General features: G+C 45.6%; 29 protein-coding genes, 4 pseudogenes and 1 riboswitch. Of the genes and pseudogenes, 14 read left to right on the top strand and 19 right to left on the bottom strand.

Going from position 1 to position 25,214, the window contains the following annotated elements; translation table 11 throughout:
- Nucleotides 1-7: 7 nt before the first annotated feature.
- Together ribD and ACFQNG_RS09685 are read left to right on the top strand one after the other, a co-directional pair.
- A complete protein-coding gene (gene ribD / locus ACFQNG_RS09690) occupies nucleotides 8-721 on the top strand; it encodes a bifunctional diaminohydroxyphosphoribosylaminopyrimidine deaminase/5-amino-6-(5-phosphoribosylamino)uracil reductase RibD (protein WP_379864713.1) in 714 nt (237 codons plus the stop codon).
- 155 nt (nucleotides 722-876) lie between these two features.
- Nucleotides 877-1,077, top strand: coding sequence for a transposase (locus ACFQNG_RS09685; RefSeq protein WP_379864712.1), 201 nt, complete (start codon nucleotides 877-879; stop codon nucleotides 1,075-1,077).
- Here ACFQNG_RS09685 and ACFQNG_RS09680 read toward each other — a convergent pair.
- On the bottom strand, nucleotides 996-1,196 hold the full coding sequence (locus ACFQNG_RS09680) for a hypothetical protein (RefSeq protein WP_379864736.1): 201 nt from the start codon (nucleotides 1,194-1,196) through the stop codon (nucleotides 996-998). The two genes, ACFQNG_RS09685 and ACFQNG_RS09680, sit on opposite strands and share 82 nt — an antisense overlap.
- Nucleotides 1,197-1,887: 691 nt before the next feature.
- Between ACFQNG_RS09680 and ACFQNG_RS09675 the strand changes: the two genes are divergently transcribed.
- Nucleotides 1,888-2,070, top strand: coding sequence for a hypothetical protein (locus ACFQNG_RS09675; RefSeq protein WP_379864711.1), 183 nt, complete (start codon nucleotides 1,888-1,890; stop codon nucleotides 2,068-2,070).
- A 142-nt stretch (nucleotides 2,071-2,212) separates the two neighbouring features.
- Here ACFQNG_RS09675 and ACFQNG_RS09670 read toward each other — a convergent pair whose 3' ends face one another.
- The 3 genes and pseudogenes from ACFQNG_RS09670 to ACFQNG_RS09660 all read right to left on the bottom strand — a co-directional run bounded on the left by ACFQNG_RS09670 (nucleotide 2,213) and on the right by ACFQNG_RS09660 (nucleotide 3,565).
- Entirely contained in the window at nucleotides 2,213-2,266 is a 54-nt protein-coding gene (locus ACFQNG_RS09670; RefSeq protein WP_379864734.1) for a helix-turn-helix domain-containing protein, read from the bottom strand.
- A pseudogene (locus tag ACFQNG_RS09665) lies at nucleotides 2,267-2,543 on the bottom strand (recombinase family protein); the annotation flags it as partial. It abuts the gene before it with no gap.
- Between the two features lie 92 nt (nucleotides 2,544-2,635).
- Nucleotides 2,636-3,565, bottom strand: a complete 930-nt coding sequence (locus tag ACFQNG_RS09660; protein ID WP_379864710.1) for a bifunctional helix-turn-helix transcriptional regulator/GNAT family N-acetyltransferase — start codon at nucleotides 3,563-3,565, stop codon at nucleotides 2,636-2,638.
- 151 nt (nucleotides 3,566-3,716) lie between these two features.
- Here ACFQNG_RS09660 and ACFQNG_RS09655 point away from each other — a divergent pair, with 151 nt between their 5' ends.
- The 3 genes from ACFQNG_RS09655 to ACFQNG_RS09645 are packed head-to-tail and all read left to right on the top strand — an operon-like array spanning nucleotide 3,717 to nucleotide 4,788.
- The gene (locus ACFQNG_RS09655) at nucleotides 3,717-4,004 is read left to right on the top strand and encodes a transposase (protein WP_379864733.1); all 288 of its coding nucleotides are present in this window, start codon (nucleotides 3,717-3,719) and stop codon (nucleotides 4,002-4,004) included.
- A 26-nt stretch (nucleotides 4,005-4,030) separates the two neighbouring features.
- A complete protein-coding gene (locus ACFQNG_RS09650; RefSeq protein WP_379864732.1) occupies nucleotides 4,031-4,270 on the top strand; it encodes an IS3 family transposase in 240 nt (79 codons plus the stop codon).
- Nucleotides 4,267-4,788, top strand: a complete 522-nt coding sequence (locus ACFQNG_RS09645) for a transposase (protein ID WP_379864709.1) — start codon at nucleotides 4,267-4,269, stop codon at nucleotides 4,786-4,788. The genes ACFQNG_RS09650 and ACFQNG_RS09645 overlap by 4 nt, the downstream gene beginning before the upstream one ends.
- A gap of 240 nt (nucleotides 4,789-5,028) precedes the next feature.
- On the opposite strand, the gene ACFQNG_RS09640 is transcribed toward ACFQNG_RS09645, so the two are convergent.
- Complete coding sequence (locus tag ACFQNG_RS09640) at nucleotides 5,029-7,683, bottom strand: phosphoenolpyruvate synthase (protein WP_379864708.1); 2,655 nt, start codon at nucleotides 7,681-7,683, stop codon at nucleotides 5,029-5,031.
- Nucleotides 7,684-7,866: 183 nt separating this feature from the next.
- Nucleotides 7,867-8,030: riboswitch (cyclic di-AMP (ydaO/yuaA leader) on the bottom strand.
- Nucleotides 8,031-9,065: 1,035 nt separating this feature from the next.
- On the opposite strand from ACFQNG_RS09640, the gene ACFQNG_RS09635 reads away from it, so the two are divergent.
- The 3 genes and pseudogenes from ACFQNG_RS09635 to ACFQNG_RS09625 all read left to right on the top strand — a co-directional run bounded on the left by ACFQNG_RS09635 (nucleotide 9,066) and on the right by ACFQNG_RS09625 (nucleotide 11,948).
- Nucleotides 9,066-10,568 carry a malate:quinone oxidoreductase gene (locus ACFQNG_RS09635; RefSeq protein ID WP_379864707.1) on the top strand — a complete coding sequence of 501 codons (1,503 nt, stop codon included), beginning with the start codon at nucleotides 9,066-9,068 and terminating at the stop codon, nucleotides 10,566-10,568.
- Nucleotides 10,569-11,422: 854 nt separating this feature from the next.
- Nucleotides 11,423-11,500 (top strand): annotated as a pseudogene (locus ACFQNG_RS09630) (NucA/NucB deoxyribonuclease domain-containing protein); the annotation flags it as partial.
- Between the two features lie 79 nt (nucleotides 11,501-11,579).
- Nucleotides 11,580-11,948, top strand: a complete 369-nt coding sequence (locus ACFQNG_RS09625) for a YhjD family protein (RefSeq protein ID WP_379864706.1) — start codon at nucleotides 11,580-11,582, stop codon at nucleotides 11,946-11,948.
- A gap of 21 nt (nucleotides 11,949-11,969) precedes the next feature.
- Here the strand turns inward: ACFQNG_RS09625 and ACFQNG_RS09620 are convergent, their stop codons facing one another.
- Both ACFQNG_RS09620 and ACFQNG_RS09615 read right to left on the bottom strand, forming a co-directional pair.
- Entirely contained in the window at nucleotides 11,970-12,170 is a 201-nt protein-coding gene (locus tag ACFQNG_RS09620; RefSeq protein WP_379864705.1) for a hypothetical protein, read from the bottom strand.
- 123 nt (nucleotides 12,171-12,293) lie between these two features.
- On the bottom strand, nucleotides 12,294-12,788 hold the full coding sequence (locus ACFQNG_RS09615) for a hypothetical protein (protein ID WP_379864704.1): 495 nt from the start codon (nucleotides 12,786-12,788) through the stop codon (nucleotides 12,294-12,296).
- A 300-nt stretch (nucleotides 12,789-13,088) separates the two neighbouring features.
- Here ACFQNG_RS09615 and ACFQNG_RS09610 point away from each other — a divergent pair, with 300 nt between their 5' ends.
- Nucleotides 13,089-13,559 carry a hypothetical protein gene (locus tag ACFQNG_RS09610; RefSeq protein ID WP_379864703.1) on the top strand — a complete coding sequence of 157 codons (471 nt, stop codon included), beginning with the start codon at nucleotides 13,089-13,091 and terminating at the stop codon, nucleotides 13,557-13,559.
- 29 nt (nucleotides 13,560-13,588) lie between these two features.
- Here ACFQNG_RS09610 and ACFQNG_RS09605 read toward each other — a convergent pair whose 3' ends face one another.
- The 6 genes from ACFQNG_RS09605 to ACFQNG_RS09580 all read right to left on the bottom strand — a co-directional run bounded on the left by ACFQNG_RS09605 (nucleotide 13,589) and on the right by ACFQNG_RS09580 (nucleotide 15,589).
- Nucleotides 13,589-13,729 (bottom strand): hypothetical protein, encoded by a 141-nt coding sequence (locus tag ACFQNG_RS09605; protein WP_379864702.1) that lies wholly within the window; start codon nucleotides 13,727-13,729, stop codon nucleotides 13,589-13,591.
- Nucleotides 13,730-13,819: 90 nt separating this feature from the next.
- Nucleotides 13,820-13,966 (bottom strand): hypothetical protein, encoded by a 147-nt coding sequence (locus ACFQNG_RS09600; protein WP_379864701.1) that lies wholly within the window; start codon nucleotides 13,964-13,966, stop codon nucleotides 13,820-13,822.
- 12 nt (nucleotides 13,967-13,978) lie between these two features.
- Nucleotides 13,979-14,227 carry a hypothetical protein gene (locus ACFQNG_RS09595; RefSeq protein WP_379864700.1) on the bottom strand — a complete coding sequence of 83 codons (249 nt, stop codon included), beginning with the start codon at nucleotides 14,225-14,227 and terminating at the stop codon, nucleotides 13,979-13,981.
- Between the two features lie 57 nt (nucleotides 14,228-14,284).
- Nucleotides 14,285-14,755 carry a hypothetical protein gene (locus ACFQNG_RS09590; protein ID WP_379864699.1) on the bottom strand — a complete coding sequence of 157 codons (471 nt, stop codon included), beginning with the start codon at nucleotides 14,753-14,755 and terminating at the stop codon, nucleotides 14,285-14,287.
- Nucleotides 14,756-14,816: 61 nt separating this feature from the next.
- A complete protein-coding gene (locus tag ACFQNG_RS09585) occupies nucleotides 14,817-15,014 on the bottom strand; it encodes a hypothetical protein (RefSeq protein ID WP_379864698.1) in 198 nt (65 codons plus the stop codon).
- A 398-nt stretch (nucleotides 15,015-15,412) separates the two neighbouring features.
- Nucleotides 15,413-15,589, bottom strand: coding sequence for a hypothetical protein (locus ACFQNG_RS09580; protein ID WP_379864697.1), 177 nt, complete (start codon nucleotides 15,587-15,589; stop codon nucleotides 15,413-15,415).
- 69 nt (nucleotides 15,590-15,658) lie between these two features.
- On the opposite strand from ACFQNG_RS09580, the gene ACFQNG_RS09575 reads away from it, so the two are divergent.
- Nucleotides 15,659-17,200: a recombinase family protein gene (locus ACFQNG_RS09575; protein WP_379864696.1), complete on the top strand. Its 1,542-nt coding sequence runs from the start codon at nucleotides 15,659-15,661 to the stop codon at nucleotides 17,198-17,200.
- A gap of 25 nt (nucleotides 17,201-17,225) precedes the next feature.
- Here ACFQNG_RS09575 and ACFQNG_RS09570 read toward each other — a convergent pair.
- From ACFQNG_RS09570 to ACFQNG_RS09560, 3 genes and pseudogenes are all read right to left on the bottom strand, one after another.
- A pseudogene (locus tag ACFQNG_RS09570) lies at nucleotides 17,226-17,660 on the bottom strand (sigma-70 family RNA polymerase sigma factor); the annotation flags it as partial.
- 562 nt (nucleotides 17,661-18,222) lie between these two features.
- A complete protein-coding gene (locus tag ACFQNG_RS09565) occupies nucleotides 18,223-18,912 on the bottom strand; it encodes a class I SAM-dependent methyltransferase (protein ID WP_379864695.1) in 690 nt (229 codons plus the stop codon).
- A gap of 405 nt (nucleotides 18,913-19,317) precedes the next feature.
- The gene (locus tag ACFQNG_RS09560; protein ID WP_379864694.1) at nucleotides 19,318-19,692 is read right to left on the bottom strand and encodes an HPr family phosphocarrier protein; all 375 of its coding nucleotides are present in this window, start codon (nucleotides 19,690-19,692) and stop codon (nucleotides 19,318-19,320) included.
- A gap of 296 nt (nucleotides 19,693-19,988) precedes the next feature.
- Here ACFQNG_RS09560 and ACFQNG_RS09555 point away from each other — a divergent pair, with 296 nt between their 5' ends.
- Complete coding sequence (locus tag ACFQNG_RS09555; RefSeq protein ID WP_379864693.1) at nucleotides 19,989-20,288, top strand: MerR family transcriptional regulator; 300 nt, start codon at nucleotides 19,989-19,991, stop codon at nucleotides 20,286-20,288.
- A 130-nt stretch (nucleotides 20,289-20,418) separates the two neighbouring features.
- On the opposite strand, the gene ACFQNG_RS09550 is transcribed toward ACFQNG_RS09555, so the two are convergent.
- From ACFQNG_RS09550 to ACFQNG_RS09540, 3 genes and pseudogenes are all read right to left on the bottom strand, one after another.
- Nucleotides 20,419-21,525, bottom strand: coding sequence for a TolB family protein (locus ACFQNG_RS09550; RefSeq protein WP_379864692.1), 1,107 nt, complete (start codon nucleotides 21,523-21,525; stop codon nucleotides 20,419-20,421).
- A 105-nt stretch (nucleotides 21,526-21,630) separates the two neighbouring features.
- The gene (locus tag ACFQNG_RS09545; protein ID WP_379864691.1) at nucleotides 21,631-22,629 is read right to left on the bottom strand and encodes a sensor histidine kinase; all 999 of its coding nucleotides are present in this window, start codon (nucleotides 22,627-22,629) and stop codon (nucleotides 21,631-21,633) included.
- 456 nt (nucleotides 22,630-23,085) lie between these two features.
- A pseudogene (locus ACFQNG_RS09540) lies at nucleotides 23,086-23,619 on the bottom strand (winged helix-turn-helix domain-containing protein); the annotation flags it as partial.
- A gap of 37 nt (nucleotides 23,620-23,656) precedes the next feature.
- Between ACFQNG_RS09540 and ACFQNG_RS09535 the strand changes: the two are divergent.
- Nucleotides 23,657-24,103 carry a cupin domain-containing protein gene (locus ACFQNG_RS09535; RefSeq protein WP_379864690.1) on the top strand — a complete coding sequence of 149 codons (447 nt, stop codon included), beginning with the start codon at nucleotides 23,657-23,659 and terminating at the stop codon, nucleotides 24,101-24,103.
- Between the two features lie 634 nt (nucleotides 24,104-24,737).
- A complete protein-coding gene (locus ACFQNG_RS09530; protein ID WP_379864689.1) occupies nucleotides 24,738-25,103 on the top strand; it encodes a hypothetical protein in 366 nt (121 codons plus the stop codon).
- The last annotated feature ends 111 nt before the right edge of the window (nucleotides 25,104-25,214 follow it).

Raw genomic sequence — 25,214 nt, 5'->3', positions numbered from 1 at the left:
TTTTATTGTGGAACATGAACACACTAAGCATATTGCTTTGGAATATCACAAGCGGACAGGATTCCCATTCGTAACACTGAAAACAGCAATGACATTAGATGGGAAAATTGCAACCTCAACTGGCGACAGCAAGTGGGTAACTAACGAGTCTTCGAGAGAAAACGTTCATTACATGCGCCATTGGAACGATGGTATTATGGTCGGGATCGGAACTGTTCTAAAAGATCGCCCGAAACTAACTACACGTTTACCCGGAGGTGGGGGGGAAAATCCAACCCGCATTGTAGCTGACAGCCTGTTACGTATCCCGCTTGATACTCCGCTGGTGACCACTACAAAAGACGCTCCAACCTGGGTCTTTTGTACCGATGAAGCAGACACAGAAAAAGAAAAACAGCTCGTAGAGCATGGAGTGAAAGTGGTACGCACTGGAAGTGGTCCGCGCGTTGATTTAGTAAAAGTAATGAAGCATTTGGGAGAAAACGGAATCACATCTGTTTTGCTTGAGGGCGGCGGTCAGCTCAACTGGTCAATGCTTGAAGCCTCTCTTGTCCAAAAAGTGGTCACTTTTATTGCTCCAAAATTGCTTGGTGGCAAAGACAGTATTACTCCGATTTCAGGTCAGGGGTTTGAACTGATGAGGTTGGCTGTTCCATTAAAGAATGTTACAATTCAACACTTTGGAGAAGATATTTGTATCACTGGATATCCCGAATATTGAATAATCAAGTAAGGACGTCTCTATTTAAGTGTAAGAACGTCCATTAGAATAGATAAGCAGTCTAAAGGCTTAAGAGCGGATCATCTCCGCTCTTTTTCTATAAGTTGTTTCAAAAGTACTCACAGGATTAGAAAATACGGTAAAATATAGATATTATGAGTAGACATGAGATATCGGAACAACAATGGGAAATCATCGAGCCTCTACTGCCCGTTAAGAGAACAAACATGGGTAGGCCTCCAGCAGACCCAAGAAAAACTTTAAATGGAATACTCTACATCTTGAAAACAGGCTGCCCTTGGGCAGACATGCCACGAAAATATGGCTCGCCAACCACATGTTGGCGAAGATTGTAACAATGGACAGAAGACACCACCCCGGAATCACCAGGGTGGTTCGTCTTATCCGCCAACAATCTGCTGGAGCTGATCTTGTTGAACTTGGAGATGACGATGTTTCCATCCTTCATGTACACCCACACTTTTTCTCCCACTTCGATGTTCAGCTTCTTTCTAAACTGAATATGTGATGCAGCATGTATAAACCGCGCAACAATTGCCAATAAATGAAATAGACAGAGCATTGACCAAAACACCGGGACCGCAAGCGACAAATGATGCCTAAAGGCGGCAGAGGTGTTTGGAGACATGCTCTTTTCTATATTTTATGGGTCTGAGGCTTAAATCTGGCCCTATTCCTGATAAATGGAAAATGACTTGAGAAACCGTATAGGGAACTCAAGTCATTTGCGTTTTATGATCATTTATTCAATTCGCTTCATCGATTGAACACAAACCTATTACGAATTGCACCAACAACACTCTGATTTCCTTCATAAATCACATAGCATAAACACAAACGAAACGAAGCCAGCAACTTCCAACGTATACATTTTCACTTCACTAATCACATAGAAAGAACACAAACCCCTGAAAACAACAAAAAACCTCATTCCCGGTGATGACAACTTCCCACCCCATCAATACTTTACGACACATTCCTTATAATTTATTAGGTAGTGTCCTGCCAGATTGTAAAGTACAGAAGGAAACTCCATAAAATCAATCAGTTCTATAAAATATACTACTTCTAGTAAACATAAGCCTCGAACCAATATCGTTTCAATCTCATAGTAATAGAATATGAGACATGAAGGGGGGATTTCCATGCTTGTTAATGAAATTTTGAATCGTTCTCGTGGGAAATTTGTTGTGCTTAAAACTGTATCAGCGGAAGAAATAGGAGGTGTAGTCATAAAAGTGAAAAAAGGAGTAGTCGTACTAAAATCATTACTGGGGACAAAAATATTTGTACCAATTAATAAAATCATTGCTGTAATTAAACGCTAAATTTAAAAAAATAGTAAAAAGCGTTCTCCTCTATGGGCGTTTTTTACTTTTTAGGAAGTAGATAGAATGGGCTTTAATTGACTCTTGCCGTACCGATACATTTCTCAACCTTCGCTCCTGGTGGCTGCCAGGAGCTTTTTTGTTATACGTTCTTTTCCAAGTACCGATAAACAGTCGTTCGCGAGATACCAAGCATTTAAGCAATATCTTTGATGGGCATCTCATTGGCGGCAAAGGTTTTCAACATCTCAATCTCCTTCTTATCCAATTTTTCTGGTCGACCTCCTAATCTTCCCCTTGCCCTCGCGGCTGCACGTCCTGCGGCTGAACGCTCCTGAATCAAGATTTCGCTCAAACTCGGCAAAGGCGGCAAACAAATGAAACATCAGTTGCCCTGTTGCGCTCGATCGGTCCATCGTGATGTTCTCCTGCAGGCCGTGGAATCTGATATTTCGGTCATTAAGCTCGTTGACGGTCTCCCCTACCCATTCCCATGCCTTGTTGACCGCACCAACGCCCAACAGGCGGGACTGTACTTGATTGTTTGGCACATGAAAAAGATCCTTCAAAGCGACAACTCCCACGTCTCCCCCACCAGATCTTGACCAAAGCTGTGGTGTTTTTCTTCTTTTACAAGTTTGAAGCCGTGCTTCTGGTAAATATGCCGAGCCGCCTTAAGCACGTCGTTCGTCCAAAGAACCAGTTTCTTGTAGCCGCATCGCCGGGCAAAACGGATGCATTCTTCGACGAGGCGGTTGCCCAGTCCGAAACCGCGCGCCTTGGGTTCGATCAAAAGAAGCCGGAGTCTGGCGACGGTATCGCTGTCTTTCATGACAAAAACGCAGCCAACATTCTCCCCGTTCATCTCAGCGATCCAACAGCGCTCCTTGACCGGATCATGACGACGCATGTAATCGGCAACGATCTGTGCGACCAACGCTTCGAAGCGCTCATTCCAGCCGTACTCCCGGGCGTAAAGGACACCGTGCCGATGGACGACCCAGCCCATGTCCCCGGGTTCGGGAGGACGCAGGAAAAAGGGTTCGGAGAACTTGAAACCCCGGCCACAGGCAAGCACGTCTTCGATAGTCTTCATGGCCTCCAGGAGGCGCTCTTGGTCCCCTTCAGAGAGGCTGCTAAGCATTTCGGCCACCTCCTCCCGAGAGCGGCGATCAAGCAGCGAGAATACCTGCTTGCCCTGGGAAGTCAGGGAAAGGAGCCTCTGCCGGGCGTCGGTTTCCGAACGGACTTTTTCGATCAGCCCTTTTTCCTCAAACCGGGCCAAGATGCGGCTGAGGTAACCCGGATCCAATCCCATCTCTCGGGACAGATCCGAAGCGGTCAAATGATCGTGATGCGCAAGTTCAAACAGGATACGGACTTCGGTCAGGGAAAAGGGACTGTGCAGCAATCCCTCGCGCAATACACCGATCTGCCGAGTAAAAAAGCGGTTGAAATGCCGGACAGCGTCGATTTTCTCCTCTAGATTTTTCATCTGTATCTCGCCCCCTTTTTAATGCCATTGTCAACTATATATTTGCTTTTATCAAATTTTGTGTCCACAAAATGATTCCATGAAATCAACCTTCACCGCTGGCGGTACCTCTGTGTATCAGCTGCAAAATCGATAGAAAGGGGCGTTTTTTATAGGGAGAAGAAAATGGACGGCCGAACAGAAGATGGAGATTGTATTGGCTGGCATGGCATCTGGAGCTAACATCACTGCTGTATGCAGAGAATATGGAATATTGCAACCTCAGTATTACAAATGGAAGGAGGCGTTTCTTCAAGGAGGGCTTTCAGCCCTGGCAACAAGTCCATCTAAGCGGGAACAAGAATTAGAGAAAGAATTAAAAGAAGCCAAGGCATTGCTTGGTGAACAAGCAATGCAGATTGAGATCCTTAGAAAAAAGACCAATTGGGGCCGAAGGTAAGTTTAAGAGAGTTGGCACGGACCTTGGTGGATGAAGGGTATTCGGTCCCACAAATTACATATGCCCTTCAAATCAACCGTACCTACGGATATGCCTTACTTAAGCAAGAACAACCTAAGAAACGAGAAAAGACAGACGAAGCATCGCTTCGTCAAAAGATTTTAGAGTTGTGTGGCGAGTTTCCTACGAATGGATATCGCCGTATTCGAGTATGGCTAAAAAAGCGATTTCAACTCAAGGTTAATGGCAAACGTGTTTACGAATGATGAAGGAGTTGAATGTACTAGTTAAGACGAAGCGTTTTGAAGCCAAACGAAAAAAGCAACCAGGAAAGATTCCCGTTACTCGCTCCAATGAGCATTTTCAAGTAGATATGACAAAAGTCTGGTGTGGTAGAGATGGCTGGGGGTATTTATTTGCGGTGATCGATGCATTTGACAGAGAAATCGTAGGCTATTCTTTCTCTCGGTTCTGCAGAACCGAGGAGCTTCTTATGGCTGTAAACCAATCTTTGAATTACCGTTTTCCTGAAGGGGTAAAAGGCAAAGGGCTTAGCATACGGAGTGATAACGGCTGCCAAATGACCAGCCGACGTTATGTAAAAGCGCTGAAAGATGCTGGAATGAAGCAAGAAAGAACGGGTTACAACAATCCTGACGCTGATGCTTACATTGAGCGTTGGTTTCGTACGCTAAAAGAGGAAACGGTTTGGCTTCAAGAATATGGATCGTTCCTGGAAGCTAAACAGGACATTGATCATTACATAGCCTTTTACAATGATTAAAGACCTCACTCTGCGCTTGGATATCTGTCGCCGCGAGAATTTCGTCAATCTGTAACTTCAACCGTTGCATAATTGTCTGGACATATGGGGTTCATTAAGAAGTCTGTCACCCTTCCGCAGGCTGCCCCAAGGCGGGAGGTGACAGACTTTGTTTATCATGGTGAGACCCATAAAAACTGGAGCGTTCAGTCACATGGCATTGAGCAAGGATGCCGCTCCAGCCCCAATCATCGGCACGCCCTATTCATTTTTCTCATCCAAGATCTCCACATATCCGTTGGTCCCGTCCACACGGACGTATTGACCGTCCTTCAAAATTTGGGTCGCATTTTCCACGCTGACGACAGCGGGGATTCCGTACTCCCGAGCGACGACGGAACCGTGGGTCATCATCCCCCCGACTTCCGTCACGAGGGCTTTGGCCGAATGGAATAAGGGCGTCCAACCGGGATCCGTGTAGGGGGCGACCAAGATGTCCCCTTTGTTCAGTTTTCCTTCTTCTAATCGGCGAACGACTTTGACATAGCCTTCCGCAACACCCGGGGATACAGGAATGCCGACCAAAGCTCCGGACGGTGCCTGCTCGTTGCGGATGACCCCCGAGAATGTTTCCCCTTCGCTGGTGATGACAAGGGGAGGGTTCAGTTTTCGGTAAACCTCTTCCGATGCCTTGCGGGAACGGATGCGTTCCATGACCTCATCCTTTTTCAGGCGGTTTTCCAGCAGGGCAACCAATTCGTCCAGCGTCAAATAAAAGACATCCTCTTTCTGCTCGAGCAGCCCTTTTTCATAAAGGGTTTGGGCTTCTTCCAAAATGGCTTCCCGGTAAAGGTCGAAATAACGGATCATGATATATTTGGGAAGTTCCCGGATTCCCACGGTGTTTCGGTAGAGCGCGATGAGCCGGGCCAGTTTCTTGGCTTTCCGGGCCCCACCGCGCGTCGCTTTCACCCGCGCCAACAAGGACTGGATCGCTTCATGAGCTTCCTGTTCCCCTTGTTTGAATTTTTCCCGGTGCTCTTGCGGCGCATTGCTTCTCATATGGCTGAGAATGGACGGGACGAGCATGGTGGGTGCTTCTTTGTAGCGGACCCGTGTGATGTCGATTTCACCGGGCGCCCGCATCCCGAATTTTTTCATGAACCGGTCCAATTCCGCCCGGAATACGTCGCCGCCTTCCACTTGGCTCAATCCCTCGTAAAACGTGCGGTCTTCCGCCTGTTCCAGATAGCGGACGACTTCGGGACAGGGTCTGGCCGCATCCGCCAAATCCCCGATCATCAGCCCCATTTCGCTGGTGATGTTGCCGGGAGGGGACTTTTGAATGGCGGGGTTCCATTCTTCGCCCAACCATTTTTTCATTTTTCTTTTGATAACCGGCAAGGCGATGAATCCAGCATAGGTGTAAGCTCCGGGATCGACGATGGTCCCAAAAACGGCATGCTCTCGGATAAACCGAATCCGTTCCGCGCCGGAGCGTTGGAACAATGCCCGTTTGAATTGGGCCAAATCTTGTTCGAACGTGGCAAAGGCCCGTTTCACAGCGAGTTTCGGATCTTCCCAATACCAGATTTGGATCAACCGGGGGATCATCTTCCGGTAAAGGGCCAACATTTGTTTCATTGCGCAAAGTGCTTTCCGCATCACGCCCCGTTTCGGTGCCAGCCGTTGAAAGTCTTCGCTTTGCACCACTTTTTTCAGCGCCAACAGATTATCGTCCGCGATCGTGCTTTTGAGAAGCTTGCGCTGGATGGGCTTCAGGAACAGGAAACTGGAACAATCCCAGAAGAGACGTCCGCCCGCTTCAACGATCGGAGCCGAATCATCATCAAGGGGAACGAGCGATTGGAACACCGAAATCCCGAGCGGTTTCATATAATCGGTCATCATTTGCGAGTGGCCAACCGACAGATAGACCCGGTATTCGTCATTCTTCGCGGAAGGGACGGGATAAAGGGAAGTGATGGGCCGGCTTTGGAGAATATAGATGTCATCGCCCTCCAAACACCACTCGATATCCTGCTCGGAACCGTAATGGTTTTCGATCCTTCGCCCCAGCTCCGCCAACGCTAAGATTTTCTGATCCGGGAGCGCCTGTTTTTGGCCAAGTTCGGGCGGCAGTTCCCGGACTTCCGTTCCGCCCTCAGCAACGGGGAAAACCCCTTTTTCCTTTTTCGCGATTTGTTTCTGGATGATTTCATGGTCGCGCACTTTGTACAAATCGGCGGTCACGATGCCGGAAACCAGCGCCTCTCCCAGTCCGAACCCGGCATCGATGGAAACCGTGCGCCGATGTCCCGTCACGGGATCCGCGGTGAACAGGATTCCGGACACTTCGGGGAAAACCATCCGTTGCACCACGACAGACAAGGAAACGGACTTGTGATCAAACCCGTTCTTGATGCGGTACACGATGGCCCGATCCGTGAACAGGGATGCCCAACATTTTTTGACCGCTTCAAGGAGCTGCTGCTCTTCCCCTTTGACGTTCAGATAGGTTTCTTGTTGGCCCGCGAAAGAAGCGGTTGGCAAATCTTCGGCGGTCGCGCTGGATCGGACCGCGTACGCATGATCTTTTCCCAATTTGGCCCAAGCCCCGATGATCGATGCTTTGATCGGGTCCAAAAGCGTGAGTGACAGCATGCGGTCACGGATTTTTTGTCCCCATGCGCGAATCTCGTCCAGCTGTTCCGGTTTCAACCGGTTCAAGCGGTCCAACCATTGATCCATCTCATCCAATTCATCCATGAAATGGCGGTAAGCCGTTGTGGTGATGCAAAAGCCGGGAGGGATCGGAAAGCACGCTTTGGCCATTTCTCCCAGATTGGCGCCTTTTCCACCCACGATCGGCAAGCTGTGGCGATCAATTTCCTCAAAATGCAATACATATTTCACGACACTTCACTTCCCTTTCAAAAGAATGGAGTCAAGCTGTTAACCAGATGCTCAACAACTTTGCCAGCGGAAGCAAAAATTCTACCAATCACCACCTTGCCAAATCGAAAAAGCCACGAGAAGGAAGTCTTCTCGCGGCTTTTTTGGCACCACAAAACAAACCGTGGCTCAGCACGACGACACTCCTCCTCTCATAACGCTTACGAGGTTAGCTGATGGATTCGGGTGCTGAGAGTCACCCTACCCGGACAAGCTTGCCCAGGATTCACCCCATGTAGCCCATGACCGAAGTCATCCCTACGCGTGGTTCCCCCGCTCCCAAAAATGGGATTCAGCGATTGGAATGGAGATTATTTTTTGAGATCATCTTACTCCTCGGCCGTTTGAATGTAAAGCGGCATGGAAGGCAAAACAGGTGAAAGTTCGGTGATTTTTAATGATGGGATGCCATTTTTATCGTGTTCCCTTTTACCCGTGAATGATTTCATCGTTTTAGAAATAAAGACAATGTAGCCTCACCGGTATTATCGTTTTACTCGTTGGCAAAAGTATGGTACTTGGGATCGTTTGCTAAAGTATGTTCAAACCTACTCCCATGCAGTTTCCGATGTTGACTGGGTCGTTTTTTTGACAGCACCATTGTCCGAGCTCATCGCACTATAAAAAACGGGCGGTTTATTTTTGTGCTGTCATTACCTTGATTTCCCTGATGATTTGGCTCAATTAGTGATTCGCTAGCGTCTTAGAGATTCAATCTAATCACATTGCCTCGATCTATTTCACTTTTGAGGCAAAGTCAAGGAGTACTTTCGTGAATTCATCTGGCTTTTCAAAGTGGACAAGGTGGCCGGAATCGACGTCGACAACTTCCACGCCTTTAACAGTGATTTTATCTTCGCCACATCCTTATCATCCATTGCCGCCATCAGAACGCCATTCTCTGTTCTGGACATAGTACTTCTGAAAGTCCGTCTCTTGTTTTTGCGAAACAAAGTCATGCGTCACCCTAGCGAGGTCACCACCGGCCGTTTTTTTGGCGCGCGGCATGATAGAAGAGAAGTAGGGTGGATCTTCAAGCACCACGCCATTTACAAGCTCTGGTCGGTTGGAAGCTATCCATGTCGTAATAAGGCCGCCCGATGAATGGCCCGAAACAAGACCAGTCTGTTGAAATTCAAGCATTTGCCGATGGAAATTATCATCCAAAAAAATTGGAGATATCTACTTGGAAGAAAAAAACGAGTCGGGGATTATCCCCGGCTTTTCTATTGTATAATGAAATATATCATTTCACCTCTTTCGATTAATTCATGTTTTATTCTTTGTCCATAGCTTCAAACTTATCTGACTTGGAACGAAACTACTTTTAGGGGAAGATTATAATGAGCAACACACAGAAAAAAACAGACGTTATCTTAATTGGTGCCGGAATCATGAGCGCGACTTTGGGATCATTACTGAAAGAGTTAGCACCTGAATGGGAAATCAAAGTGTTTGAGAAACTCGCACACGCAGGAGAAGAAAGCTCTAACGAATGGAATAATGCGGGTACGGGTCATGCTGCACTGTGCGAGCTTAACTATACATCCGAAAAATCTGACGGATCTATAGATATTAGCAAAGCTATAAAAATTAATGAACAGTTTCAGCTTTCAATTCAGTTTTGGTCTTATCTTGTAAAAAGCAATCTGATTGGTAATCCGCAGGACTTTATCATGCCAATACCTCATATGAGTTTAGTACAAGGGGAAAAAAATGTAACATTTTTGAAAAACCGTTTTGAAGCGCTGATAAACATTCACCTGTTTCAAGGGATGGAATTTTCCGATGACCCTGAAAAATTGAAGGAATGGATTCCGCTTATCATGGAAGGCCGTACATCGAATGAACCGATAGCGGCAACAAAAATCGACTCTGGAACGGATGTCAACTTTGGTGCTTTAACACGCATGTTGTTTGACCACTTAAAGAGTAAAAACGTCGAGATAAACTACAAGCATAGTGTTGAGAATATTAAACGTACTAGCGACCGCTCGTGGAAAGTGAAAGTGCATGATATTGATAGCGGTAAAATCGAATACCATACTGCAAAATTCGTCTTTATCGGAGGTGGGGGTGGAAGTCTTCCTTTACTACAAAAAACCGGTATTCCTGAGTCAAAACATATTGGAGGATTCCCTGTAAGCGGACTATTTATGGTATGTAACAATCCGGAACTTGTAGAGCAGCATCATGCAAAAGTATACGGTAAAGCTAAGGTTGGTGCTCCTCCAATGTCTGTTCCGCATCTTGATACAAGATATATCAACAACAAAAAAACATTGCTGTTTGGACCGTTTGCCGGCTTCTCACCAAAGTTCTTAAAAACTGGTTCAAATTTTGATTTGATAGGTTCCATAAAACCGAATAATATCTTAACTATGTTGGCGGCAGGCGTAAAAGAGATGGCATTGACAAAATACCTGATCCAGCAAGTTATGTTATCGAATGAAAAGCGCATGGAAGAATTACGCGAGTTTATTCCGAACGCCAAAAGCGAGGATTGGGATATAGTGGTAGCGGGCCAACGTGTGCAAGTTATCAAAGATACTGAGGCCGGCGGTAAAGGAACACTTCAATTTGGTACGGAAGTTGTTAGTGCCGCTGATGGCTCAATAGCGGCATTGCTCGGCGCTTCTCCGGGTGCTTCTACTGCCGTTCACGCTATGCTTGAGGTATTAGAAAAATGCTTCCCACAACATATGAAAGAGTGGGAACCGAAAATAAAAGAAATGATTCCTTCTTATGGCGTATCACTAGTGGAAAACCCAAAGCTTTTCCAAGAAATTCATACTTCAACAGCGCAGACGCTTGGTCTGAGCAAAAAAGAACCGGTCTATAGTTAATTCTTTGGATGTAGAAACAATTGATGATACCAAAATCGGCAAATCAAGACTAAAAAGAAAAATGTGTAGAAAAAATAAGGCTCTTACTTTGCTTATATGACTACAATGTAGGAGCCCTTTTTATTAGGGGTGGGGGAGCGAAGCTCAAATTCGGTTAGATAAATGGAAAATGTAGTGGTGATTTACCTTGGATGGTAGTTTCTCCCTGAATGGCCTCGAAATCAACGTTCGCTACCTTTGGGCCGTATAGGGTCCCTTAATGCATTTTTAACAACTTTCGGGCTAATAATTTCGATTCATACTTTTCCAAAGGAAAGCGGATAAACAAAAACAAATCAACTATGACAACAATTAGCAATACAACTAAATAGCTCCAACCTGTTGAATCTAAATCTAATAACGGCTTACATAACCAAAAGATAAGTGCTAATTGTATTCTTAAAAAAAGCCAAAATAAGACCCATTTGATAATAGAGATAATTAGGGCAAGGGAATTAACCAAGATTCTTTTATATCACATGAGTGTTTCCCCCCTTAAAGAAAAAGAAGGGTCCCCTTCTTCAAGATTAGTTAAATCAACGGCAGCCAACCATCACTGCATCACCCAGCACCCGAAACTGCGCCTACCGAGTAGGATGTTGCGGTTTTGGGCAACTTCCCACTTTGTTTCGCTTTCTGAATTTCTTTTTTAGCGGAGGTTGGATTCATCACCGTCGTCTGTCTGCCGTTTTTTCATTGGTAGTGGGTAGCCAAAACTTGACCACTTCCTTTCACTTCAATGTTCAGGTTAGCACCTAATGCAATCGACTTCAACTACACCCACATATTTTTCCGAGTTTCAAGTCTAAGGTTGCCGTGGTGCTGGTGCATGGGTAGGAAATCAATTAGAGCCGTATCCAGATGGAACTCGTGTTAAGTTTATCGTTCAATAATAAAGGTTAAAGGACTGCTCTGTGCGGTCTTTTTTCATTCCCTTGATTGCCGTGTTATGATAAATGGTGGTGATGGAAGATGTTGTACAACGACGACCATCTCGATTTTGAAGTCAAACTCAAACGATATGTCCACCTTGAAGTGCTACTCGAAGCGTTGAACCGAGATAAGAAACAGCTTGGCCACCTCAAGATGGCGGAGGTATACGAAGACCAGATCGACTACATCAGCGACCAAATATTAAAGGACATGGCCGAACTTCGCCGCTACTTCCGCCAATCCCAAGGGGAGATCATCCAAACGGTTCAATTGGTGGGTGAGCGGATGGTGGAGTATGTCTGGAAGGGGTATCGTCTCAAGGTAAAATATCTAAATGAGTTCATGCGAGTGGAGTGCGGGGAGATATTGAAAGGGTATATGAAGTTGAAGAGAGGTGATCAGATTTAGATCACCTTGTATTTTTGAGAATCAAATATCGGAATTTCCTCCTGCATCACTTGGAAGGTGGCTAGTACTAGTATCTGAGCCAATTTGGCTATTCCGATTGATATAAGGGTCATAATGATGAGGTTTTTGTTTCTTCTTTAACTTTGGTAGTACAACAATGGTAACAGCGAATATTAAAACGATACCCAAAACGATAATCCCTACCATAAAATCTTTGTCCATTAATTCACCTACTTTCTCTGATTAGCAACAAAATTCTCTTTATTATAAATTTCCCCTTTTTCCTTTCTAATCATGCAAATAGTTCGGATTAGATCTTTTTTGGACGCAATAAAAAAAGGACGACTACTCGTCCCCCATCCGCCTCTTCAATTCTTGGACTTCCTTCTCAATCAGATTTCCTTTATATATCCATGCGCGGGTGATATCCGTTAACGCGCTGATTTGGTCTACCATCTGATCCATTTTGACTTCTAAATGGGTTAACCGTTCATCCTGCTTCTGGTTGAGTTGTGCGACCATCTCCAGCACTTTTCCCATTTGCAAGACATTCTGGTCGATCCGATCAACACGTTCGTCGAGATGGTCCATCCGTTCTGTCAGCCGTTGTTCGGACTCTTGGATCATGGCTGCCACTCTATTTTCCATACCCTTAAACAACGATTCCAGGACAACATACCCACTCTCGGACTTATCATCTACTTGATGGGTCTTCTCCTGAAGGGAGGCGGCCGCTACCTCTTGAACATGGATCACCGCTTCCAAATCCTCTTTCGTTGGGATATGCTCCAACTTTTCCTCTATGCGCTCGAGTCGTGCTTCCCAATGGTTTTCACTCATCCGTTTCTCACTCCCTACTATTCAACATATCTAATTTTTCAGTCTATGACAAGGGGATAATTTCCAAGTGGGACCCGCCACACGTGTCAACCCTATTCTGCTGGCTCCAAGTACTGGATCAAGATAGATAACCCATTTATCGCGAAAAAATCGTAGATGACGTTGCCGCTCCGTCCGACGCCAGGCAAAGCGAATAGAAGTGTATCAGCGAGACGCAAAAGACCCTTCCCAATGATCTGGGAAGGTTAATTTTTTTTGTTATAGAATTGCTAAGATAGGAAGTGACAAAGGAGAGATCAAATGACACAAACATCAATAGAACAGACTGCTTTCACATTGTTTGCCTCTGGAATTAAACCAGCCTACATATCAGACGAATCAGAATCAGGATTTCAAGACTTAATAGAAAAATATCCATATATATATTTAAATCAGAGAAACGTCATGTTCTTTAAAAGTGAAGAACTAAAAAATAATTTCGTGACCCGCTTGGATCTCGTTGAACCTGGTAGTCATGAATATCACCGGATTATAGGCGAAATGTTAGGATATCCCCCGCAAGCTGTCGATTTCTTTACTCGATGCCAGGAACAACCTGAATTACGTGCAAAAAAAGCCGCCTTTCGGTATTGCGGCATTTACTTTGTCGGGAATGTTGAGCAGGCATTGGACATTTGTTATTGGTTATGGAAAAACGTTAGAATTCCTATGACTAATGTTGAAGTTGAACACCTTGGAGTAAAATACATAATATCTCCTGACAAAATATAAAAACGCGAGGGAAACCCCCGCGTTTTCTTTTACTCTTTATCTCCCGTCCAGTTCCTTGTACTGTCGTATTTACAAAGCGGACATTTGGTCGCATCAACGCTTTTATCTGTCCACTCCTTGCCGCAGTTATCGCACTTAAATTTCCATTCAGCATCTTTTCCCCAACCCATGCGAATCTCTCCTTTTCATTTTTGATGTAAATCGTGATACACTTAAAGCAACCCATTTTTTCTCAGCATCTGCATTTTTGCAGGTGCTTTTTATTTGTTCCAAGCATAAGCGCTGTTGTCGTCTTCTTTCTCTTCAGCCTTAGACCCCCACTTATCTTCCCATTCCTCCTTACTCATGTAGAAGATGTCTTGGATAGCATTTGAAGCATCTTCCTCTGATTTTTTACTGAAAAACAACTCACTCACCTCCTATGACGAAGGCACATCCTTTTCAGGCCGAACAACAAAGCGATCCAAATCATCTTCCTGTAATACAAATCTCTTTTCCGTATCGAATATTTGGTCTATTTTTTCTTTTGGGATTGCCACGCCAAGAACCAAATGCTCGTCAGTGATCATCGCCACTCTATCTGTTAGAAGCTTACCTTCTACGACTATCGACACTGACATTCCCACTTGAACCTCTTCCAATTTCAAAACCCCATGAATGACTGTCAACCTCTCACCCCCCTTCACATATGTGGGATCGATGTAAGATATCACCGGCCGCTCCTTTTACCTGACCTTTTCAATCAATTGATCACACATCCCGATGAATTGCCTAACCTTTGCCCGTTCTGCCTCCACATCCTTTGGTGGCACAGTACCGGCGGAATATCCCATGTCTTTGGGTTCAAAATCTCCTTGGATGAATCCGATCTCTAGGCCAGATATCATCCGCAAATGCTTCAAAAGCTCGATGGCTTGTTCCAATTTCTTGATTTGTTCATGATCGAAGGCTGGCTTTTCTACCGGCACGCCATTGATCGAAAGTTCCCCGTCTTTGTATCCAATTTGAGCACCACGTGAATTAGTAATGGTTGTTTGCCCATCACTTGTGAACCTGAGGGTTACGCCGCTTTTGCAAATGACCTTCGTGGTTAATTCCTCCAATCGAGTTTCTACCACAAGAAAGGCTTCCTTAGCCTTTCGGTTTAATTCTCGCATCTCCTTAACGCTTAGACCAGATAACATAAATTGTTCCATCCATCTCACCTTTTTGTGGTTTCTTTTCTGAGCCTGGCGAATCACACCATCAAGAGGGGGATCATTCAATTTTTGAAATACACATCTCATTCCAAACCGCCCAAGCGACTCGCTGAATTTCTTTACAGCGGCGTTCGCGTTCCTCATCAGTAATCTGCGGTGCGAACACTACACATCGAGTTTGACCAATCTGATAGATTGCGCCATTTTTGTCATGGTGAATGACTTGAAGGAGTAACTTTTCTGCAGTATTTACCATCTGAATCATTCTCCCTTAATGCAGTTTGTGTTTTGGTACTAATGGTCAATTTTTTGTATGAATAATTTGTACATTTTCCTCAAAAAAAATCCACACCCTTCTCTTTCTTGCCTTGTTAGACAACACTTTCCTCTAAACAACTTCAATTCAGCTTTCAAATATGTACAAATCTCTTGTACAACTTAACCTCAATATATCATACAAGATTTTTGTACGTCAATAATTATGTATGATTTTTTTGTATATCACTTCTTCATAACTCCGACTAATTTATAAAATCTGGTCATTGGACCGGATCCTTAAATACTGAGCAAGCCCTTACTTGAATAAAAATAAAAAGAACAAACCCATTTCCGGTTTGTTCTTTTCCTTCCATCTTCCTATAAACCAAATTAGTGCTATAATGAATTAGGAATATTCGTTCTCTTATCTAGTTGATATAGAATCGAAATAATAACCTTTTTCACTTCATTAATCCTGCGCTCTCTTTCCACCTCTGTAATTTGAGGAGGAACGATATGAATCATGGTCTTTCCCACTCGATAAGTCGCAGCAAAAGCCTTGTCTGCCTTCATCCTGATCACCTCGCTAAAAGGTATGCAGAAGCAAGACGAGGACAACCCAACTAATTTTAGGAGGTCGTTATGGAACGAGTCGCAATCTACTTACGTAAATCTCGTGCCGATTTAGAAGCCGAAGCGCGTGGCGAAGGGGAAACACTGGCCAAACACAAAAAAGCTCTACTTAAACTGGCAAAGAAAATGAACCTAAATATCGTGCGCATCCGGCAAGAGGTCGTTTCCGGAGAAAGCTTGATCCACCGGCCGGAAATGATGGAGCTTTTGAAAGAAGTGGATGCAGGTTTTTACGATGGGGTTCTGGTGATGGATATGGACCGCTTGGGACGCGGTAACATGCAGGAACAAGGAATTATCTTGGATACCTTTAAAAAGTCCGGCACGAAGATTATTACACCGCGTAAAACATATGACTTGCGCGATGAATTTGATGAAGAGTATACAGAATTTGAAGCGTTTATGGCACGCAAGGAGTTAAAAATCATCACCCGACGACTGCAAAGCGGTCGTGTACGCTCAGTAGAGGAAGGGAATTATATCGGTACCCGTCCGCCCTACGGTTACCAGATAGTGGACGATCGTAGCGGCAGATACTTGGTACCTGATCCCGAGCAAGCACCAGTGGTAAAAATGATCTTCGATTGGTACACCAACGATAACCCCAATGAACGACTAGGCTGCGGTCATATCGCCAATCGCTTAAATGAACTGGGCCTGCGCACTTATACCAACAAACTCTGGAACAGTTCTAGTGTCTTAACCATTATTAAAAACGCCGTCTATATCGGTCGCATTCAATGGAAGAAAAAGTCCTACAAAAAGTCGCTCGATCCAACTAAAACACGGGAATCAAAAACGCGTCCACAATCAGAATGGATCGATGTAAAAGGAAAACATGAACCCTTGATCTCTGAAGAACAGTTCCAAAAAGCACAAGAGATTTTGAAGAAAAAATATCATGTGCCATATCACTTAATGAATGGAATAACCAATCCCCTGGCAGGTTTAATTCGTTGCGTCAAATGCAATTCATCGATGGTCTTAAGACCCTACACCAAACAAAAGCCACACTTGATCTGCAAAAACCGCCACTGCGACAATAAAAGCACCCGATTCGATTTGGTGGAAAACCGGGTGATCACCGGTTTAAACACTTGGCTCGAAGCATATCAACTCCAATGGAGCCAAGAGGATATGCCTAAAGAATCTAACCATAAGGTCGATTTGATTGAAGTAACGATCAAAAATTTGCAAACGGAGATCAAGAACCTGGAAGCGCAAAAGGGACGGTTGCATGACTTGTTGGAACGGCAAATTTACGATGAAGAGACCTATCTGGAACGGTCCAAAAACTTGGCGGTGCGATTAAATGAAGTGCGTGAAGCGATTGAACGATCTTTCATGGAACTTGAAAAGGAAAAATCAAAAGCCAAAGCCCAAATTGAAATCATTCCCCGGGTCAAGCACGTCTTGGAATTATATCCCCAGCTAGATGACCCCAAACAAAAAAACACTCTGCTCAAGAGTGTCCTCGAATTTTGCATATACCGTAAAGAAAAACACCAGCGAGGAGAAGAATTCGAGCTGACTTTACACCCAAAAATCTAATGATGCCTTAAAACAGATAACCTCTAAGTGGTAACTCATTCCCTTCCTTATCCGTTCCGATCGGATCATGCAACGATACATCTTTGCGTGACTTTTTGAGCGATCTCAAAAACATCAGGATTTCGTTTTCTACGCAACGAGCAGCATAAGTGGCCAGCTTTGTTCCTTTGCCTTGCTGGTAAGACTCAATCGCTTTGATCAAGCCAATCGTGCCAATCGAGATGAGGTCTTCATTATCCTCTCCTGTGTTTTCAAACTTCTTCACAATATGGGCCACCAAGCGCAAGTTGTGTTCGATCAGCTTGTTTCTCGCATCCTGATCTCCCGCAGCCAAACGCCTCAAACATTCCGCTTCCTCTTCTTCTGACAAGGGTTGCGGAAAGGCATTATTTTTAATATACGAAACAAAGGCGATCATCTCTTTGATCAGCATCGCCACTGTAGAAAAAAGTCCAAACAATAACTCCACCTCCACCCGTTCGTAAGCGCAGACAATACTACCTTATGACACGTTGGGCTTATGGGTGACCCCTATTTGCCTAACCACTTTTTATGTATATGATGGAGGGTTTTTGTCCTATTTCCGCCAAGATGCGAGTGCGTTTGGCAGCAAGCAAAAACAAAAAAAACGCCCAATCCCGGACGCGGTAATAAGTATCCACCAGAACAATCCATGACCTGCCATGAACGCAATCATCATCTTGTTTGTTGACAAACCAAATTTTCAACATGTGAACTCAAGCTTATAAGAACAACCCGCATCACAAAACCAAGATGACTTAACAAAATGAGAAACGAGAAGTAGATGACAAATTCAAACACCAAGAAAACCGAATCAATCTATAAGAAAACCATTGGCATGGCTGGTTTTATGATTTTGATTTACGAAATTGTGATTTCGTAAATCAATCGATCTCTTTTGCATCCCGTTCCATGCCATCTAAAGGAATTTGACGCTTTTTCGCAGATTTCATGCCTGTTCAGTTGACATGTTAGAAGTGGCCATTGTTGCTTGGCAAGTATCATGTAAACTCGCGCCACCAAACTCCGGCCCACTCCGGCAATTGAACGAGTCCTTGCTCAACAACCCGATCCGCCAACTCATCGCCAAAGAAAAGTCTCGTTAAGTCTCCGGCTTCCGCAATATTTGCAAAAGCATAGTCTGTTCTAATTACCGTTTTGGAAAAGCCATAACCATTTTCCAGCAGCGAGTAATAGCCCTTTAGAAAATCAGGAGGAGTCGGAAGGGCGGTTCCTGTACCCATTGTTTCTAAAATCACCACGCTGCCACCGGGCCTTAGAACCCGTTTTATTTCTTCCATAACCTGATGAACATATCGTCTCCAGCCCGGCACATTTGAACTGCCCAAGTAGCAAATGCTCCATCCCGAAACAATCAAATCCGCACTGTTATCTCCAACAGGGAGTTGCCGATGGTCGGCCACTCGGGTTTTCCAATGATTGAGACCCATCTCCTTGAGCTTGTTTGCCGTCACATCCAACATCGCTTGTGAAGCGTCAAGAGCAAGAATCGATTTGGCTTTTGGGGCCAAAAGACAAGTCAGCCTTCCCGTCCCCGCTCCCATGTCAATGATGTCCAATCCCTCAAATGGTTTAATTTTTTCCAAGGTTTGATAAACACTTTTCTGCCTTGAAATCAAAAGGTCATATTGTTCGGCTTTCTTAGTATAAATGACTGTGTGATCTGGCACGGGAACCCCTCCCAATCAACTTTTTTCAAGAATCAGAGTAACGGTTGACCCAACGTCAAGGTCAACACACCTTTTTCATTTAAATGTGGTGTTAGACACTTGTTTATTTTGCGGACTGACATGAAATTCGCGAACACATACCCTTATTCAAAAGAAAACCCCAGGCTGGTACACAAAGCCCGAGGCGCGTAGTCCACAACGGTGAACCGAGTATTCAGTTATATATTCAGGTACCCCTTCTTCAACCAATTCCCGCTCATTTCCGTTCCAATCCCACCAATCATCGGTTTGATCGCGGTCCGTTTAGCTTGGCGGGCATTTCCTCCAGGCCGCGTCTCTGAAGGCTGATGTGTTTTTCCCGAATGCCAGCCCTGCCCATATGGCGATGCACCCCAACAACTTGTCCTATATGTCCGGCGGAGAAGAGCCCCACTTTTCTTTGGCGTCAACCGGACACAAATCGATGTTCGCCAAGGTGTCCGCTTCCACACGCGCTTCCGCTTGGCTCTGATGCCGCTTCGTTTGTGTGAGCAACCACTTCATTTCCTCCAGCGCCTTTCTCGCATCCTCGCCCGAAGTGCGGATGATGGCGGGACCTTTGATCAACCCCGACACCAGCATGCACATGCTGAGCAAGCTTTTGGCATTGATGCTGATATGATTCGCTTCGATGATAATATAACAACGGTATTGATCGGCCTTCTCCACAAATCGGATGACATCAACCAACGCAATCTTTGACGGGATTTGACAACAAGCCGAATATTCCAACCTTTCCATCCCCTCTCATCTTATAGATACGTGAACAGCGGAGATTTCTCCGCACATGCCAAAGCGAGTACCATCCACATGCGCCGCCCATATTGGAATCGAATGCCAATTTATCAACTATTCTCTAACCGACCTCATTATCCTTTCAAAATAATTATGTCATAGCCACGAATAATCTTTCCATATTTATGTTAGATTACATTACACAAAAAACACCTATATCCACTTTTTTTGTAAGAAAATCTAACAAAAAACCATGCGCCAACCCGCTTTTATGTTAAAGTAAAAAGCGAGGTGAGCTGCTTATGTCCTACAAAGACCGCAAAGTCATTAATATTGGGACGGTGAGCGAAATAACGGGATTATCCATTAGGCAGATTCGCTACTATGAAGAGAGACAATTGATTTTTCCCGAGCGAACCAAAGGCGGTACAAGGAAATTCTCATTTTCGGATATTGAGAAGCTGATGGATATTGCCAATCATATGGAAGATGGTCTGCAAACGTTGGAAATCAAACGAATGGAAAACCAATTGAAACATCGCCAACTGCGCGATCAAATGATTCGGGGTCAAATCAACGCCGCATTCGGCATGCGGAAGTGAGGTTTCCACCGAAATCATTCTCCCAACCCATTCAAATATGATGAAAGCAGCCGGAAACGGATCCGGCTGCTTTTTCATGTTTGCGCGGGCCATGGGCGGATGAACATGCCATGACCCCAGGCCTATCTTGTCATTTCAAGCTGAATACATAAGTGACAAACCCTTTTTCACCCACTGTGGAAAGCAACATGTTCTTGCTGGCGGCATCCCACTTGATGGGAGCGATGAGATGATAGACATCCGCCGTCAGTTGGACAGCTCTGTTTGATCGCACATCCGTGACAAACAACCCTTGTTTCGCGTCCTGGGAAGACAAGATATAGGAAAGCTTTGTCTGGTCCGGAGACCAGCTCACTCCATGGATTTCCGACGCTTCGTTTAATTTGGCTTTGGACCGGCCCTGCAAATCGGTCAACATCAGTGTCATGTGGCTGTCCGCCTCATTCACCACAAGGGCCAGCCACTTTTGGTCCGGAGAAGGGGCAACCCACACGACATTCTTTTTCAACCCTTTGGTTTGCTTCGTCTTCAAATTGTACGCAACCAGTTCGCCGTCAATGGTGGTGTAATACACCCAGTCATTGATCAAATACGTATTTTTGATGGAGGATTTGCCCGTCTTTACCAACAGTTGCTTCTTCCCGCTGAGATCCGCCCGGTAAATCTCACCGGAGAAGGTCGCATACAACACTTCCTCGTTGTTTAACCAATGACCGGAGAAGACATGGACCCTTCCTTTTTCCGACACAGGCACCCGCTTTTTCCCTTCATGATCCATGATATAAGCGGTGCCGGTCTCTTCCGTGTTTTGTACATAGTAAATATGACGCTTGTCTGGTGAATATTGCGCGTTACAGTGGATTTCTGGTGCCCCGTAGATCAGCTTCGCTTCTTTCTTGACGGTGTGATACAGATAGAGATTGCGCGGATAGATTTCCCCATCCTCCACCGGAATGGGCGGGTAATCTTTGTTATCCTGGCGAATCAACAATTGGTTCTCCGAATGGAAATCCATTCCGTGAAAGCCTTCGTAGCGCATGATCTTCCGCAAAGCCACTTCATTGTACACATGGTGTCTCGGGCTATCTTTCACAGTCATCGTGCCGGATGGCGTAGCGATCTCTTGCCGACCCGTCGTGGATGCTTCCGTCTCAGACAATCTTTCCATCGAACAACCTGTTAAAAAAGCAAGCGAAACCAAGGCCAAACCGCTCATCCCTTTAGGGAACCATCCCATTCTGAAGCCTCCTTCCCTTCTCTTGCTTCCAGCATAACAAACGTTTTTCTCCACAAGATCAACGATCGTTTCCAACTAGCAATTCATTGTTTCAAAGTTGTAACTTCAGGGTTGATGCCTTGAAAAGGTAACGACAAAACAAGTTTCCTGCCCCTTCTCTTCTTTCAGCTGAATCTTGCCTCCTTGTTTCTCCACCAACTCTTTGACGAGGGTCAATCCCAATCCCGTTCCCCCGGATTGGCGTGAACGGTCTTTGTTCACCGTATAAAACGGCTCAAAGATTTTGGCGCGGGCGGCCTCGGGAATTCCCATCCCCGTATCGCCGACGCGAATGACGACTTCGTTTCCCTGGATTTCATTATCCACCCACACTTCCCCTTGCGGTCGGTTATATTTGATCGCATTATCCAACAGATTCATGAAGATATGCATCACACTCTCCCGATCTGCCCAGATCACCGCTTCGGTCAACGCAATATGCAACTTGATGCCCAATGTTTGCGCTTTCCCTTTCATCCGTTCACACAATTCACCCAGCGTTTCCTTGACGGCAACCGGCTCGGCGTAATGGGTGAAATCGTATTGTTCCAAAGAGGCCAAATACAGCACTTTCTCCACCATTTGAATCAAGTTGTCCGTCACCTTGCCAAGTTTCCGTTTCGCATCACTGATCAGCTCAAGATCATCCGGATACCATTCGAGCAAATCTGTATACGCTTTCAGGACCGTCAAGGGAGTTTTAAATTCGTGCGTCACATTGCCGATGAAACGTTTTTGTTTTTGCTCCAGCTGTTTGAGCTGTTCGACCGCCGCCCGCAATTTGTCTTTCTCTTCTTGCAACTGTTCGATATGCTGGGCGATTTGCGTGCTCATATAATATACGCCTTGGCTCAAGTCGCCCAACTCGTCCTTCCGATCGAGCGGCGACTTGGCCAGAAACGCGTCTCGCCGGATTTGTTCCACTGCTGTTTTCAACCGCATGATCCCCCCGGTGAGACGGCTGAAATAGAGGTAGCCGACAATAAAACTGATGATGAAAATCAATGTGCCGATAGATAGAAAACGAGTATAGATATAATGATAGAAGGCCTGATCTTTTGCCACTGGATACTCCATCTACCTGCACTTCATTTCCAATGTGAGGGGAGACATAAACCAAGGTTTCCCCTTGCGTTTGATATGCGATTTTCCCCTTGAGCGCTTGCGAAACGAGCGGGCGGATGTTTCTTGAATTAATATTGGAGGCGGAGTTCCCGATCTCCGTCCCTTGTTGGTTGAAGAGGCGCACATGCAAACCGCTCGTCAAGCCGATTTGCGTCGCAAGCTCCTGGCCGTGGCGGTCCATAAACCGCGTGAAGGATTGCGGTTGCTCTGATGTGGAGACCAAATACGCTTCGGTGATGGTCAGATGGGCCAGCTTGATTTGGTGGTCAAGCGCGGCTTCCTGCTGTTGTCGTTGATTGGTTTCCACACTTTTCAGCACCATCGTACTTAAAATGAAGACCGTCAACAAAAGTAAGAGCGCCAAAAAAACACTGGATTTGATCCGGATGCTCAGGTTCATCCGCAGTCACCGACCGCTTTGTATCCCACACCATACACGGTTTGCAACAACTGTTGGCATGAAGGGCCCAACTTTTTGCGCAAGCGTTGGATATGAATATCCACAGTCCGCGTCCCTCCGACGTATTCCATCCCCCAGACCAAATCCAGCAATTCTTCCCGCGTATAGACACGCTCCAGATTGGAGAACAGCAAAGCCAGCAGGTCGAATTCCTTGGGGGTCAGCTCGACCTCTTGATCATGCACCAGGACTTTGCGCTGTTTTAAGCCGATCCGCAGTCCACTTACCCGCAATTCCGCAGGAGAATGGGGATGTTTCTTATCCAAACGCCGGATAAGGGATTTAACCCGGGCTACCAATTCACGGATGTCAAACGGTTTCGTCACATAATCATCCGCCCCAAATTCCAGCCCCAATACTTTGTCCACAATATCATTCTTGGCGGTGAGAAGAATCACGCCCACATCAAACCTGGCTTGGAGCATCTTGCACACTTCAAAGCCATTCCGTTTCGGCATCATCACATCCAATCTTGATACGAACAAAATCCTTTCTCTTGGTTTGGCATTGTACACATCCCCCTGGTTAACGCGATCCATAACCGTTTTCGGGCAACCGAATTCCCTCAACGTATCTGTCTCCCAACTGCTGGAGCAACGCGAAATCCGCGACGCCATTCTCATTCCCCGGGCGGAACGGATCATCTTAAGCGATGACGAAAGCGGCTTTAAACGCCACCTTCTCTCGCCCGCGTTTCCGTCCAAAGGGATTGAATTCATTTTGAATGTTTTGCCGCCCCGTCAGAGCACTGGAATTTTCCCCGCCCATAAGAAACATGTCAAAGAATATGTTTACGTCAGCAAAGGAAGCCTCACGGTCACGTTGGATGAAACATATCGCTACAACCTTGACGAAGGAGATTCTTTTTATTTCGAAGCCAATGTGGACCATCGCTTTGATAACCGTCAAGATACAACATGCGAATATTTTCTGATCATTGATGCGAAGGGGTAAAGCGGGCAACAAAAGATTCCCCGGGGATTCCTCACTGGTGGAAGTGGACACTGCCTGAGTAAGCGATTAGGCCATATCGACACACAGGGAATCCCCGATAATTCCCGATTGTCTTATTCAAGGAAGGCCCCTGGTGAGGAATACGCAACCAGGCATCAACTTGTATAATCTCATCTTCCCTTTGTGGATCGCCATTTTTATCCCGCTACTCATCTTCATCCCTTTACAGAAGTTGCCGACTGAAAGCCCAACTCTTTCAAGGATGGGATGAAAGTCTGCGTTGCTCGGTAATCCCTTTATGGGATTGTTAAGAACAACAATTTTCAGTATAATCTAACGCATGAGCGGTGCTCATCCCACTGGTAGTGGGTTTTGTTCCTCTGTACGTCATGATATGGGGTTCCAGTGGCGAACCAATCTCTCCCACTGGGTAAAATCATGAGAGTGAGTGAAACGGAACTAGGACGCTGGTAACAGGCGTTCCGCCCATGTGGGTACATGCAACATGAGTTGTAGAACTGCATGGGATGGGCTGATGAGACAGCCCTGAACTTGGGAGTTGCATGAAGCAGAAATGGATTGAGTGCGCTAACTACCCAAGAATCCCACGGCTTCAGCCGTGTGGAGTCTCAAGTTGCGGTACAATGGCGTCTCCTTGCCATGGAAAAACATGCGCAGACTTATCTTGCAGGCCTATGGCATCGGGTTTCTTGTCGATATCATCGGCGTGTTGACGCTGAGCATCCTCATTTCGTCATACGAAGCAATGACAGGGAAAATCCTCGACATCTACTTCATATGGAATGAACCGACCACTGTACTGATTCACCTGTTGGTCGTGATCTTTTGCGGCTACCTCCTGTTCCGATTCAACCATTGGCTGGCATACCGTGCCGGCGTTGAAGAGAAAGTGGCTTATCGCCTGGGCTTAACCATGGGCATCATCACCGCGCCTTGGTTATTTTTAGTCCCAACCAGCCTCTTTTCCAATGCTGTCTAATCTTAAATCGCTTTTCCTTAGATGCCCACTCAATCCGGCAAATGGGCATTGCTAATAAGAGGGTTTACCTTGTTACCTAAGGGTATTATGTTTGTGCCAATGCGCAAGATT

This window comes from Laceyella putida, assembly GCF_042665195.1.
Lineage (GTDB): Bacteria > Bacillota > Bacilli > Thermoactinomycetales > Thermoactinomycetaceae > Laceyella > Laceyella putida.
The sequence above is the reverse complement of the archived record's forward strand: the minus strand, read 5'-3'. Positions and strand labels throughout refer to the sequence as shown.

Bases quoted from the DNA above. Each gene is read 5' to 3' on its own strand.
- ACFQNG_RS09620 (WP_379864705.1), bottom strand. From the start codon at position 12,170: ATGGACAAAGATTTTATGGTAGGGATTATCGTTTTGGGTATCGTTTTA.
- ACFQNG_RS09605 (WP_379864702.1), bottom strand. From the start codon at position 13,729: ATGGGTTGGGGAAAAGATGCTGAATGGAAATTTAAGTGCGATAACTGC.
- ACFQNG_RS09560 (WP_379864694.1), bottom strand. From the start codon at position 19,692: ATGGAAAGGTTGGAATATTCGGCTTGTTGTCAAATCCCGTCAAAGATT.
- ACFQNG_RS09685 (WP_379864712.1), top strand. From the start codon at position 877: ATGAGTAGACATGAGATATCGGAACAACAATGGGAAATCATCGAGCCT.
- ACFQNG_RS09550 (WP_379864692.1), bottom strand. From the start codon at position 21,525: ATGGGATGGTTCCCTAAAGGGATGAGCGGTTTGGCCTTGGTTTCGCTT.
- ACFQNG_RS09675 (WP_379864711.1), top strand. From the start codon at position 1,888: ATGCTTGTTAATGAAATTTTGAATCGTTCTCGTGGGAAATTTGTTGTG.
- ACFQNG_RS09580 (WP_379864697.1), bottom strand. From the start codon at position 15,589: ATGAAGGCAGACAAGGCTTTTGCTGCGACTTATCGAGTGGGAAAGACC.
- ACFQNG_RS09610 (WP_379864703.1), top strand. From the start codon at position 13,089: ATGACACAAACATCAATAGAACAGACTGCTTTCACATTGTTTGCCTCT.
- ACFQNG_RS09625 (WP_379864706.1), top strand. From the start codon at position 11,580: ATGTTGTACAACGACGACCATCTCGATTTTGAAGTCAAACTCAAACGA.
- ACFQNG_RS09575 (WP_379864696.1), top strand. From the start codon at position 15,659: ATGGAACGAGTCGCAATCTACTTACGTAAATCTCGTGCCGATTTAGAA.
- ACFQNG_RS09645 (WP_379864709.1), top strand. From the start codon at position 4,267: ATGATGAAGGAGTTGAATGTACTAGTTAAGACGAAGCGTTTTGAAGCC.
- ACFQNG_RS09555 (WP_379864693.1), top strand. From the start codon at position 19,989: ATGTCCTACAAAGACCGCAAAGTCATTAATATTGGGACGGTGAGCGAA.
- ACFQNG_RS09585 (WP_379864698.1), bottom strand. From the start codon at position 15,014: ATGGTAAATACTGCAGAAAAGTTACTCCTTCAAGTCATTCACCATGAC.
- ACFQNG_RS09660 (WP_379864710.1), bottom strand. From the start codon at position 3,565: ATGAAAAATCTAGAGGAGAAAATCGACGCTGTCCGGCATTTCAACCGC.
- ACFQNG_RS09590 (WP_379864699.1), bottom strand. From the start codon at position 14,755: ATGGAACAATTTATGTTATCTGGTCTAAGCGTTAAGGAGATGCGAGAA.
- ACFQNG_RS09635 (WP_379864707.1), top strand. From the start codon at position 9,066: ATGAGCAACACACAGAAAAAAACAGACGTTATCTTAATTGGTGCCGGA.
- ACFQNG_RS09615 (WP_379864704.1), bottom strand. From the start codon at position 12,788: ATGAGTGAAAACCATTGGGAAGCACGACTCGAGCGCATAGAGGAAAAG.